General features: G+C 61.4%; 11 protein-coding genes. 1 reads left to right on the forward strand and 10 read right to left on the reverse strand.

All coding sequences use genetic code 11. The features are described 5' to 3' along the window. Positions 1–87: 87 nt before the first annotated feature. The 10 genes from guaA to M1E16_RS22260 form a co-directional block, all read right to left on the reverse strand. Positions 88–1665 carry a glutamine-hydrolyzing GMP synthase gene (gene guaA / locus M1E16_RS22215; protein ID WP_305499016.1) on the reverse strand — a complete coding sequence of 526 codons (1578 nt, stop codon included), beginning with the start codon at positions 1663–1665 and terminating at the stop codon, positions 88–90. A 79-nt stretch (positions 1666–1744) separates the two neighbouring features. After that, positions 1745–3214 (reverse strand): IMP dehydrogenase, encoded by a 1470-nt coding sequence (gene guaB, locus M1E16_RS22220; RefSeq protein WP_305499015.1) that lies wholly within the window; start codon positions 3212–3214, stop codon positions 1745–1747. Between the two features lie 264 nt (positions 3215–3478). Next, positions 3479–4027, reverse strand: coding sequence for a sugar ABC transporter ATPase (locus M1E16_RS22225; protein WP_458128384.1), 549 nt, complete (start codon positions 4025–4027; stop codon positions 3479–3481). Between the two features lie 69 nt (positions 4028–4096). Beyond that, positions 4097–4864, reverse strand: a complete 768-nt coding sequence (locus M1E16_RS22230; protein WP_434696884.1) for a sulfite exporter TauE/SafE family protein — start codon at positions 4862–4864, stop codon at positions 4097–4099. Between the two features lie 130 nt (positions 4865–4994). Continuing rightward, positions 4995–5324, reverse strand: coding sequence for a cytochrome o ubiquinol oxidase subunit IV (gene cyoD / locus M1E16_RS22235; RefSeq protein ID WP_434696883.1), 330 nt, complete (start codon positions 5322–5324; stop codon positions 4995–4997). Then, on the reverse strand, positions 5325–5939 hold the full coding sequence (gene cyoC / locus M1E16_RS22240; RefSeq protein ID WP_434571996.1) for a cytochrome o ubiquinol oxidase subunit III: 615 nt from the start codon (positions 5937–5939) through the stop codon (positions 5325–5327). A gap of 3 nt (positions 5940–5942) precedes the next feature. After that, positions 5943–7916, reverse strand: a complete 1974-nt coding sequence (cyoB, locus tag M1E16_RS22245) for a cytochrome o ubiquinol oxidase subunit I (protein ID WP_458128385.1) — start codon at positions 7914–7916, stop codon at positions 5943–5945. Positions 7917–7919: 3 nt separating this feature from the next. Further along, positions 7920–8852, reverse strand: a complete 933-nt coding sequence (gene cyoA / locus M1E16_RS22250) for a ubiquinol oxidase subunit II (RefSeq protein WP_458128386.1) — start codon at positions 8850–8852, stop codon at positions 7920–7922. A gap of 13 nt (positions 8853–8865) precedes the next feature. Continuing rightward, on the reverse strand, positions 8866–9108 hold the full coding sequence (locus tag M1E16_RS22255) for a YdcH family protein (protein WP_434601768.1): 243 nt from the start codon (positions 9106–9108) through the stop codon (positions 8866–8868). 163 nt (positions 9109–9271) lie between these two features. Next, the gene (locus M1E16_RS22260; RefSeq protein ID WP_434571990.1) at positions 9272–10159 is read right to left on the reverse strand and encodes an MBL fold metallo-hydrolase; all 888 of its coding nucleotides are present in this window, start codon (positions 10157–10159) and stop codon (positions 9272–9274) included. 207 nt (positions 10160–10366) lie between these two features. On the opposite strand from M1E16_RS22260, the gene xseA reads away from it, so the two are divergent. Then, a complete protein-coding gene (gene xseA, locus M1E16_RS22265; protein ID WP_434601769.1) occupies positions 10367–11746 on the forward strand; it encodes an exodeoxyribonuclease VII large subunit in 1380 nt (459 codons plus the stop codon). Positions 11747–11749: the final 3 nt, after the last annotated feature.

Genomic DNA, 11749 nt, shown 5'->3' on the forward strand with positions numbered 1-11749 from the left:
TGAACCCGCCCCTTTCTCCCTCCGATCACAAAATCGACGTTGCATCGATTTCAGGACAACAGGGGGGTTACCCCTGTTGAGGTTCCGTTATTCCCACTCGATCGTCGCCGGCGGCTTGCTCGACACGTCATACGTGACGCGGGAGATGCCTTCGATTTCGTTGATGATCCGCCCGGATACGGTTTCCAGCAGTTCGTACGGCAGGTGTGCCCAGCGAGCGGTCATGAAGTCGATGGTTTCCACGGCACGCAGGGCCACGACCCAGGCGTAGCGACGGCCATCGCCGACCACGCCGACCGATTTCACCGGCTGGAATACCACGAATGCCTGGCTGACCTTGTGGTACCAGTCGGCCTTGCGCAGTTCTTCGATGAAGATGTGGTCGGCGCGACGCAGCAGGTCGGCGTATTCCTTCTTCACTTCGCCGAGGATCCGCACGCCCAGGCCCGGGCCGGGGAATGGGTGGCGGTAGACCATGTCGTAGGGCAGGCCCAGTTCCAGGCCGAGGCGACGTACTTCGTCCTTGAACAGTTCGCGCAGCGGCTCGACCAGTTTCAGGTTCATCTCTTCCGGCAGGCCACCGACGTTATGGTGGGACTTGATCACGTGAGCCTTGCCGCTCTTGGCGCCGGCCGACTCGATCACGTCGGGGTAGATGGTGCCCTGGGCCAGGTACTTGATGTTGTCCAGCTTGCAGGATTCGGCATCGAATACGTCGATGAAGGTGCGACCGATGATCTTGCGCTTCTTCTCCGGGTCGGACTCGCCGGCCAGGTTGTTCAGGAACTGCTCTTCGGCGTTGGCGCGGATCACCTTGACGCCCATGTTCTCGGCGAACATGGCCATCACTTGCTCGCCTTCGTGCAGGCGCAGCAGACCGTTGTCGACAAAGACGCAGGTCAGCTGGTCGCCGATGGCCTTGTGCAGCAGCGCGGCAACCACCGAGGAATCGACACCGCCGGACAGGCCGAGCAATACGTTGTCGGTGCCGACCTGGGCGCGAACCTGGGCGATGGCATCTTCAGCGATCTTGGAAGGCGTCCACAGGGCTTCGCATTCGCAGATGTCGAGGATGAAGCGCGACAGGATGCGGCCGCCCTGCTTGGTGTGGGTCACTTCCGGGTGGAACTGTACGCCGTAGTAGCGGCGATCGTCGTTGAACATGCCGGCGATCGGGCAGCTCGGGGTGCTGGCGAGGATGTGGAAGTCTTCCGGCATCTTCGTGACCTTGTCACCGTGGCTCATCCACACGTCGAGGCCGAACAGGCCGTCGGCGTCGATGTGGTCTTCGATGCCGTCCAGCAGGCGGCTCTTGCCGACCACGTCGACACGGGCATAACCGAACTCACGCAGGTCGGAACCTTCGACCTTGCCGCCCAATTGCTCAGCCATGGTCTGCATGCCGTAGCAGATGCCGAACACCGGTACGCCGAGGTCGAACACCGCTTGCGGGCAGCGCGGGCTGTCGGCTTCGTGCACGGACTCGGGGCCGCCGGCAAGGATGACGCCTTTGGGAGCGAACTCGCGAATCGCTTCTTCATCCATGTCGAACGGATGCAGCTCGCAGTACACGCCGATTTCACGCACGCGGCGGGCGATCAGCTGGGTGTACTGGGAACCGAAGTCGAGGATCAGGATGCGGTGAGCGTGAATGTCGAGGGCCATGACTCATTCTCATGTAGTGAATCAGAAACAACTCGGGGCTGAATGAACAGCCCCGGTGATTAACGTTTTGCTGGAAGCCTTAACCTACACGGTAGTTCGGCGCTTCCTTGGTGATCTGTACGTCGTGGACATGGGACTCGGCCATGCCGGCGCCGGTGATGCGCACGAATTCCGGCTTGGTGCGCATCTCTTCGATGTCCGCGCTGCCGGTGTAGCCCATGGAAGAACGCAGGCCGCCCATCAGTTGATGGATGATCGCGCTCAGGGTGCCCTTGTACGGCACGCGACCTTCGATGCCTTCCGGCACCAGCTTCTCGGCACCCGCGGAGGAGTCCTGGAAGTAACGGTCGGAAGAGCCCTGGGCCTGGGACATGGCGCCCAGCGAACCCATGCCGCGATAGGCCTTGTAGCTACGGCCCTGGAACAGTTCGATCTCGCCCGGCGCCTCTTCGGTGCCGGCGAACATCGAACCCATCATCACGCAGTACGCACCGGCGACGATGGCCTTGGACAGGTCACCGGAGAAGCGGATACCGCCGTCGGCGATCAGCGGCACGCCAGTGCCTTCAAGGGCGGCGGCGACGTTGGCGATGGCGCTGATCTGCGGCACGCCGACACCGGCAACGATGCGGGTGGTGCAGATCGAGCCAGGGCCGATACCGACCTTGACCGCGTCGGCGCCAGCTTCGGCCAGGGCCTTGGCGGCTTCGCCGGTGGCGATGTTGCCGCCGATCACCTGGACGTCAGGGAAGTTCTGCTTGACCCAGCGAACGCGGTCGATCACGCCTTTGGAATGACCGTGGGCAGTGTCGACCACCACCACGTCAACGCCGGCATTGACCAGGGCGGCGACGCGATCGCCGGTGTCCTTGCCGGTGCCGACCGCCGCGCCAACGCGCAGACGACCCTGGTCGTCCTTGCTCGCCAGCGGATAAGCCTTGGCTTTTTCGATATCGTTGACGGTCATCATGCCTTTGAGGGCGAACTTGTCGTCGACGATCAGCACGCGCTCGATGCGGTGCTTGTGCAGCAATTCACGGACTTCGTCCTTGCTGGTGCCTTCCTTGACCGTGACCAGGCGCTCTTTCGGCGTCATCACCTGGCGAACGCTGGCGTCCAGGCGATTCTCGAAACGCACGTCACGGGAGGTGACGATGCCGACCAGGTCGCCATCGTGCAGCACCGGAACGCCGGAGATGTTGTGCATGCGGGTCAGTTCGAACAGATCCCGGACCGTGGCGTCAGCCTCGATGGTGATCGGATCCTTGACCACGCCAGCCTCGAACCGCTTGACCTTGCGCACTTCGGCGGCCTGCTGTTCGATGGTCATGTTCTTGTGGATGATACCGATACCGCCTTCCTGGGCCATCGCAATGGCCAGACGGGCTTCGGTCACGGTGTCCATGGCGGCGGAAACCAGCGGGATATTCAGTTCGATGCCACGGGTGAGACGGGTTTTGAGACTGACTTCGTTAGGCAGTACCTCGGAATAACCGGGCACTAGGAGAATGTCGTCGAAGGTCAGAGCTTCTTGGCTGATACGCAGCATCGCGGGGGCTCCCGAGCGGGAAAATGGAAGCGCGCCATTATACTCATGGACCCCGTCTGGCTCAATGTAAAACTCTGTCTATTATTGGCGGGGTGATTGAGGGGCTGAAACCACTGCGTTTCTGATCCACACATTGAACCCTGTGGCGAGGGAGCTTGCTCCCGCTCGGTTGCGCAGCAACCGCCAAAAAGCCGGGGCCGCTGCGCAGCCCAGCGGGAGCAAGCTCCCTCGCCACAAGGGCTGCGCAGAAAGGGAGTGTCCTCGCTACAACTCCACCCTCACCCAACTCACCGGCTGGTCCAGCCAATCGGCGAACTCATCGATGAACTCCTGCTTGAACCCCGCCTCCAGCCAGTTATTGAAGATGAAACCCAGGTTGGAGAAGGCGCAGGGTTGCAGGAACAGGAACCCGTTGATGTCATCCTCATGCCCGCACTCAGGGCAGGTGAAGTTGTCGGTGCGACCCGGCATCCACTCCTCCAGGCTTTCGAACAGCGCTTCGCCAATTTCCCTGCGGCACTCGGCGCAGCCGGCCTCTTCAAGAAAGCCCTTGGCCGGCGTGTAGATGCAGCGTTTGGTGATGATCTCCAGGCCGTTGACCGGTTCGCCGAACGGCAACGCGTCGGGATGCAGGACCACCTGGCGGGCGCCGGGGGCGATGGCGTGGGCCATGCGATTGCCAGTGCGACCGCAAGTGGTCAATTGCTCTTCGACGATGTTCTTGCGCACCAGCCAGCGCACGATCGCCCGAGCCCGGGGCTCGTGAACCGGCAAGGTGGAAATTTTCGGGACGATGATGCTTTGCGAATTCATGGCGAGGCCTGGCTGTTTCCCTGGCGGGTCTTATAAAAGGCCGGCAGCTTAATCCCTGGCCCGGCCAGGTCAAGCACTCAGATAGCGCCCGATCAATGCCAGGCCGCTGGCGAGCACCAGCCAGGTGACTAGTCGTACAAACGCCTCTCGCGACATCTTCATGGTCAAGCGGCGCCCAACCCACAGCCCTAGCGCCATGGCCGGCAACAAACACAGCGCCAGTACCAGCAAGGGTAGCTCGGCATACACCCCGGCGACGATGAACAGACTCAAGCGCACCACCGTGCTGCAACTGATCAGCGCACTCTGGGTCGCCCGGGCCGCCTCCTTGGATAACCGGCTATTCAAATAAATGGCATATAAAAAGCCGCCGCTGCCAAACAGCGCGCCGAACATTCCGCCGACCGTGCCCATCGGCAGCGCCCACAACGCCGACAGCTGCGTCGGTCGGGTCTTTATCCACAGGCTGTAGATCGCATAGGCGCTGATGAACAGGCCCATCAACAATAGCAGCAGGTCGGATTTGAGGTTGAGCAGGAAAATCACCCCGAGGGTGCAACCCACCGCCATGCATGGCAACAATCGCAGCAACTCTGGCCGGGCGACGTCCCGACGCGATGGCAACAAGTTGCCGAATGCCGCGACAAAATCCAGCAGCACCAGCAGCGGGATGATTTTCGCCAGTGGCATGTACAGCAGCAGGATCGGCGCGGCCACCAGTGCCGTGCCGAACCCGGCGATGCCGAACACGATGTAGGCCAGGGTAATGGCCAGCCCGATCACCAGCCATTGCGTGGGGGCGAACGCCCACTCACCCAACCACGAGAAAAAATCCATCCGGCACGTCCTTGTTGAGAGCACCGGCGACTTTAGCCAGATTTATTGCGGCATATCCACTATTACCGTGGTGCGCCATCGCGAACACATGGCTTGCCGCAGGCGCCCGCGTGCCAGATGCCCCCTGCGCTCAATGCGCCAACATGTTGTGATGCACGCTGTACATGATCCACAGCGACAGCCCGACCAACAGCGCAATCACCACGGTCGAGAACGCCAGGGCCGTCAGGTTCCAGCGTTGTTGCGGTGAGAAGTTCAGGTGCAGGAAATAGATCAGGTGCACAACGATCTGGATCACCGCAAAAATCGCCACGATCCCGGCCGTCAAGGGCTTGGGCAATGTGGGATACATCACCAGGGCGAACGGGATAACGGTGAGGATGACCGACAGAACGAACCCGGTGAGGTAGGATTTTGCGCTGCCGTGGCTGGCATCGACGCTGCTCTGATGACTGCTCATTTACATCACTCCAAACAGATAGACCACGGTAAACACACAGATCCAGACCACGTCGAGGAAGTGCCAGAACAGGCTCAGGCAGCCCAGGCGGGTGGCGTTGACGGTGGTCAGGCCGTTGCGTTGCACCTGGAACATCAGCACGGCCATCCACAGCAGCCCCGTGGCGACGTGCAGGCCGTGAGTGCCCACCAGCGTGAAGAAGCCGGTGAGAAAGGCGCTGCGGTTGGGGCCATAGCCTTCGGCGATGAGTTTCTGGAACTCATGGATTTCCATGCCGATGAACGCCAACCCCAGGACGAAGGTCAGGCCGAGCCAGGCCAATACCTTCTGCTTGTTCCCGGCGCTCAGCGCGAGCATGGCGAAGCCGTAGGTGATGCTGCTGAACAGCAGGATGAAAGTTTCCGTGAGGACGTAGGGCAATTCGAAGATATCGGCGGCGCCGGGCCCGCCGGCGACGCTCTGGCCGAGTACCGCATAGGTCGCGAATAACGTCGCGAACAGAATGCAGTCGGTCATCAGGTAGATCCAGAACCCGAACAGGGTCATGGAGCTTGCGTCCGAGTGACCGTGTTCGGATTCCGGCGCGGTGGCGTGTGGCTGAACGAGATTGGACATGGATCAAGCCTCCGCCAGTGCCTTGATACGTTGGTTTTCGATGCGTGCTACCTCTTCGGCAGGCACGTAGTAATCGATGTCGTCATCGACGCTGCGCCAGATCACCCCACCGATGGTCGCAAGCAGCCCGACGATGGCCAGCCACCAGATATGCCAGACCAGGGCGAAGCACATGATCAGGCTGAACAGGCTGATGACCAGGCCCATCGCGGTGTTGCGCGGCATGTGGATGGCTTGGAAGTCGGCTTCGACGGCGGTCTTCTGGCCGCGCTCCTTCATGCCCCAGTACGCGTCGATGCCCTCGACCACCGGTTGTTGGGCGAAGTTGTAGAACGGCGGCGGCGAGGCGGTGGACCATTCCAGGGTACGACCGTCCCACGGATCGCCTGTCAGGTCACGGTTCTGGTGACGCTGGCGAATGCTGAAATAGAACTGCAGGATCTGGCAGACCACGCCGCAGAGGATGATGCCGACGCCGAGCAACTCCAGCTCCAGCCAGGGCCGCCATTCGGGTACGTCGAAATGGTTGAGGCGCCGGGTCATGCCCATGAAGCCAAGGAAGTAGGACGGCATGAAGGCGAAGTAGAAACCGACAATCCAGCACCAGAACGCCGCCCGGCCCAGGCGATCGTGAAGCTTGAAGCCGAACGCCTTGGGGAACCAGTAAGTCAGTCCACACAGGTAGCCGAACACGGCACCGCCGATGATCACGTTATGAAAGTGCGCGATCAGAAACAGGCTGTTGTGCAGCAGGAAATCCGCCCCGGGCACCGCCAGCAGCACCCCGGTCATGCCGCCGATGCTGAAAGTGACGATGAAGCCGACGGTCCATAGCATCGGCGTTTCGAAGCGCACGCGCCCCCGATACATAGTGAACAGCCAGGTGAATATCTTCACCCCGGTGGGCACGGCGATGATCATGGTCATGATGCCGAAGAACGCGTTGACGCTCGCCCCCGAACCCATGGTGAAGAAGTGGTGCACCCAGACGATGAACGACAGGATGGTAATGACAATCGTCGCCCACACCAACGAGTGATAACCGAACAGGCGCTTGCGGCTGAAAGTGGAAGCTACCTCGGAGAAAATACCGAACGCCGGCAGGATCAGGATGTACACCTCCGGGTGGCCCCAGGCCCAGATGAGGTTGACGTACATCATCGGGTTGCCGCCCAGCTCGTTGGTGAAAAAGTGCATGTCCAGATAGCGGTCGAGGCTGAGCATGAACAGCGTCGCGGTGAGGATCGGGAATGACGCCAGGATCAGCACAGCCGTGCACAGTACCGTCCAGGTAAACACCGGCATGCGGAATAGGGTCATGCCCGGCGTACGCATTTTCAGGATGGTGACGAAGAAATTTACCCCGGTGAGCAACGTCCCGACGCCAGATATCTGCAATGACCATATGTAGTAGTCCACCCCGACCCCGGGGCTATAGGACAACCCGGATAACGGCGGATAGGCGACCCAACCGGTGCGCGCAAACTCGCCAACCGCCAGGGAAACATTCACCAGCATCGCGCCGGCCACGAACAGCCAGAAACTCAACGCGTTGAGGAACGGGAACGCCACGTCCCGGGCGCCAATCTGCAACGGCACGACGATGTTCATCAAGCCCACCACCAGCGGCATCGCCATGAAAAAAATCATGATCACGCCGTGGGCAGTGAATATCTGGTCGTAGTGTTCCGGCGGAAGGTAACCGGGCGAACCGTCGGACGCCATGGCCTGTTGCGTGCGCATCATGATCGCGTCGGAGAAACCGCGCAGCAGCATCACCAGCGCCACGACGATGTACATCACGCCGATGCGCTTATGGTCCACCGAGGTAAACCACTCTTTCCACAGATAGGTCCATTTGCGGTAGTAGGTGATGGCACCCATGCCGGCCAAGGCGACCAGTCCCACCACCGCCAGCGTCCACATGATGATCGGCTCATCCGTCGGGATCGCCTCAAGCGTCAGTTTTCCAAACATGTCCTACTCCTGCGCTGATCTTTGAGTCCCGACGGGAGACCCGATGCTGCCCTGCATGTCGTGCATGCGATGCTCGACTTCACGGGAACGATTCATGCCTTCGTATTTGTCGATGATGCTCTGGAACAAGTCCGGCTGGACCAATGCGTAATGTTCAACCGGGTGCTTGAACGTCGGCTTGGCAAGTCGGGCATAACTGTCCTTGTCTAACCGTCCTTGCCCCGCCCGCACGTCGGCGACCCACTTGTCGAAGCCCGCCGCATCGGTGGCGAGGGTCCGGAAATGCATGTCGGAGAAACCCGGGCCGTTGTAGTTGGCGGCGATGCCCCGGTACTCCCCGGCCTCGTTGGCGATCAGGTGCAGTTGGGTCTGCATGCCGGCCATGGCATAGATCTGCCCGCCCAGCGCCGGAATGAAAAACGAGGTCATGGCGCCGTCCGAGGTCACGCGAAAATTCACCGGTGTGTCTAGTGGCATGGCCAGTTCGTTGACCGAGGCAATGCCCAGCTCCGGATAGATGAACAGCCATTTCCAGTCGGTCGCGACGACCTGCACCACCAGCGGCTTGACGTCCGAATCCAGCGGTCGGTACGGATCCAGCGCATGGGTCGACTTCCAGGTAACCACGCCGAGAATGATGATGATCACCAACGGGACGCCCCAGACCACCGTTTCGATCTTGCGTGAATGGGCCCACTCCGGCGTGTACTTGGCCTTGGTATTGGAGGCGCGGTACTTCACGGAAAAGACCAACGCCATGACGATGACCGGCACCACTACCAGCAACATCAACAGCGTCGAGAGAATGATCAAGTTGCGTTGGTCAACGCCGACCTGTCCCTTGGGATTGAACAACACCATGTCGCAACCGCCGAGCAACAGCATCCCGCCGACCAGCAACAACCTTGATAAATGCCAAGGCAGTCGAGTTCGCATGTCTACGCTTCGCTTATTGAGTGGCTGTCAGTTGCTGAGCGATCTTGTCTTTTATCGACAGACGCTGTTCCTTGAGTCTGCGGATGTCATCATCCTCGACGTTGCCCGCCGATATCGATTCGGCGGCCAGGACCTGGTTATCCACGTCCGTGTATTCGTCCAGCAGCCGAGCAAGTTCCGGGTCTTGCTGGCGACGCTGTTGGACCGTCTCTTTGCTGCAATTCAAATCTTGGTAGAGATCATGAGAAGCAGGCATGGCCTTCTCCTTTAGCAGTGTTGTTGGGTACACGATTTTTAGAATTGCCCCCTCCGGCTAAGTTGAGAGAAACATCCGGAAACGGTGACGAACGGCACTGCCGACAAAAAAAAAGCCCACGAGACGTGGGCAAAAGGGAAAGCTGTTTTTTCGCCTGGGCGGCTCAGGAAGATTGTCTGCCGGCGGCCGGCGACATAGCGGTGGAATCCACCCGCACCGTGTGCGCCTGGTTTACGGCCCGCTCCCATTCCCTGGCATCGTGACTGCAGAAAATCTCGACGTGCCCGTTCTGGACTTGCGCCAACTCGCGAAGGCGATCCTGATTGCGCATCCGTGCCGAACGGTAGGTGTCCATCATGTATTGGTAGAACCTCAGCCCCGGCGGGCAATGGCGCTCGGGTTGATGGACCTCGTCATGGAAAAAATAGGCATCACCGGCGTGCAGCAGCCAACCGTCCGGAGTGCGCAGCGCGATCCCGGCATGTCCGGCGGTGTGTCCCTGAAGCGGCACCAGGAAAATGTCCTCTTCCTCGGCGCCGATCAGCGCGCGCACCGAATCGAAGCCGAACCAGGTATCGCCTTCGGGGGCATAGAACTCCCAGCTATCGACGCCCTGCCACTGCCGCGCCTGGAACCGTCGTCGACTTATCCAGGTGTCGGCGCTGCGGGCCGTCGCCATCTCGTCGCGCATTACATGCACCCGGGCCTGGGGGAAATCCTGGAGCCCGCCGGCGTGATCGAAATCCAGGTGCGTCAGCAGGATGTGCCGCACATCGTTGGCCTCGAAACCTAGGCGCCGCACCTGTTCCAAAGCCGTGAGGCGATGCTCGAACTGGATGTTGTTGAACACTCGAAAGAACCGGCTCAGCCGTTGCGGTGTCTGCACATCCCGCTGGCCAAACCCGGTGTCCACCAGGACCAGACCGTTGGTGTCGGTTTCAATCAGCAGGCAATGACACACCAGGCACGCCGTCAGCCCCCGGCTGTAACCATCGAACAGCGCCCCGCCTACCGGGCACATGCATCCGCAGTTCAGGTGATGGATACGCATGGATGGCCTCCTTTCGCGGGGATATTCGTCTCTTGAAATCGACTGGAAGCAGGCGCGGTGAATTCCGCGCAGGCGACGGGCGGCGCAACCCACAAGCGGTGGAAACGGGCTCGCTCGAAGCAGGCGACTCCGCTTGACTGGCGGTACGCAGGAGGAAATTTCTACATACATGGAGATTCGCAAGCGAATCCCCTTATCATGCCGCCCATGATTAAAGATCCTTTTGCCCGACTGGGCCTGGACCGCGAGGTCCTGACTGTCAGCCAGCTCAACGGCCGTGCGCGGGTGTTGCTCGAAGACGTGTTCAGCAACATCTGGGTCGAGGGCGAGATTTCCAACCTCGCCCGCCCCGCCTCCGGCCACGTGTATTTCACGCTCAAGGACAGCGGCGCCCAGGTGCGTTGCGCGCTGTTCCGACAGAACGCCGCGCGGGTGCGCCAGGCATTGAAAGACGGGCTGGCGGTAAAGGTACGCGGCAAGGTCTCGCTGTTCGAGGGCCGTGGCGACTATCAACTGATCCTCGACACCGTGGAGCCGGCCGGCGATGGTGCCCTGCGCCTGGCGTTCGACGCCCTGAAGGAAAAGCTCAGCGCCGAAGGCCTGTTCAGTGCCGAGCGCAAGGTACCGCTGCCGGCCCATCCGCAACGCATCGGCATCATCAGTTCGCCCACCGGCGCGGTGATCCGCGACATCATCAGCGTGTTCCGTCGCCGCGCGCCGCAGATTTCCCTGACGCTGATTCCGACCGCCGTGCAGGGCCGTGAAGCCACCGCACAGATCGTCCGCGCGCTGAAACTGGCCGATGCCCGAGGCTTCGATGCGCTGATCCTGGCCCGGGGCGGCGGTTCGCTGGAAGACTTGTGGTGCTTCAACGAAGAAGCCGTGGCTCGTGCGGTAGACGCCTGCGTCACGCCCATCGTCAGCGCGGTAGGCCATGAGACCGACGTCTCCATCAGCGATTTCGTCGCCGATGTGCGCGCCCCGACTCCGTCCGCCGCCGCCGAACTGCTCGCACCGGACGCCGGCGACCTGGTGCGCCGGGTCGAAAGCCTGCACCGGCGCCTGGTGATGCGCATGCGCGACCGCCTGATGCGCGACCAGTTGCGCCTCGAAGGCCTCACCCGCCGCCTGCGCCATCCCGGCGAACGCCTGCGCCAGCAAGCCCAGCGCCTCGACGACCTGGACATGCGCATGCGCCGGGCCTTCGAACGCAGCCTCAATACCCGCCGCGAACGCCTGATTCGCCTGGAAACCCGCCTGGCCGGGCAACATCCGGGCCGTCAGCTGGCCATGTTGCGCCATCGCCTCGACAGTCTCGCCGAACGCCTGCCCCGAGCCATGCGCGAAGGCCTGAAAACGCGCCGCGTACAGTTGCACAACCAGATGCAGACGCTGCATATCGTCAGCCCGCTGGCGACCCTTGGTCGCGGATACAGCATCCTGCTCGACGAACGCGGCCATGCGATCCGCAACGCCGGGCAAACCCGCACCGGCCAGCGCCTGACCGCCAGGCTCGGCGAAGGCGAACTGCTGGTGCGGGTCGAAGACAATCACCTGACACCGGTCACCCTTTCTCTACTGGATTGATTC

The organism is Pseudomonas sp. Z2-11, assembly GCF_054161305.1.

Excerpts from the sequence above, each read along its gene's own strand:
- M1E16_RS22255 (WP_434601768.1), bottom strand. The coding sequence starts at position 9,108 with ATGCCTGCTTCTCATGATCTCTACCAAGATTTGAATTGCAGCAAAGAG.
- guaB (WP_305499015.1), bottom strand. The coding sequence starts at position 3,214 with ATGCTGCGTATCAGCCAAGAAGCTCTGACCTTCGACGACATTCTCCTA.
- cyoA (WP_458128386.1), bottom strand. The coding sequence starts at position 8,852 with ATGCGAACTCGACTGCCTTGGCATTTATCAAGGTTGTTGCTGGTCGGC.
- cyoC (WP_434571996.1), bottom strand. The coding sequence starts at position 5,939 with ATGTCCAATCTCGTTCAGCCACACGCCACCGCGCCGGAATCCGAACAC.
- cyoB (WP_458128385.1), bottom strand. The coding sequence starts at position 7,916 with ATGTTTGGAAAACTGACGCTTGAGGCGATCCCGACGGATGAGCCGATC.
- M1E16_RS22230 (WP_434696884.1), bottom strand. The coding sequence starts at position 4,864 with ATGGATTTTTTCTCGTGGTTGGGTGAGTGGGCGTTCGCCCCCACGCAA.
- xseA (WP_434601769.1), top strand. The coding sequence starts at position 10,367 with ATGATTAAAGATCCTTTTGCCCGACTGGGCCTGGACCGCGAGGTCCTG.
- cyoD (WP_434696883.1), bottom strand. The coding sequence starts at position 5,324 with ATGAGCAGTCATCAGAGCAGCGTCGATGCCAGCCACGGCAGCGCAAAA.
- guaA (WP_305499016.1), bottom strand. The coding sequence starts at position 1,665 with ATGGCCCTCGACATTCACGCTCACCGCATCCTGATCCTCGACTTCGGT.
- M1E16_RS22260 (WP_434571990.1), bottom strand. The coding sequence starts at position 10,159 with ATGCGTATCCATCACCTGAACTGCGGATGCATGTGCCCGGTAGGCGGG.
- M1E16_RS22225 (WP_458128384.1), bottom strand. The coding sequence starts at position 4,027 with ATGAATTCGCAAAGCATCATCGTCCCGAAAATTTCCACCTTGCCGGTT.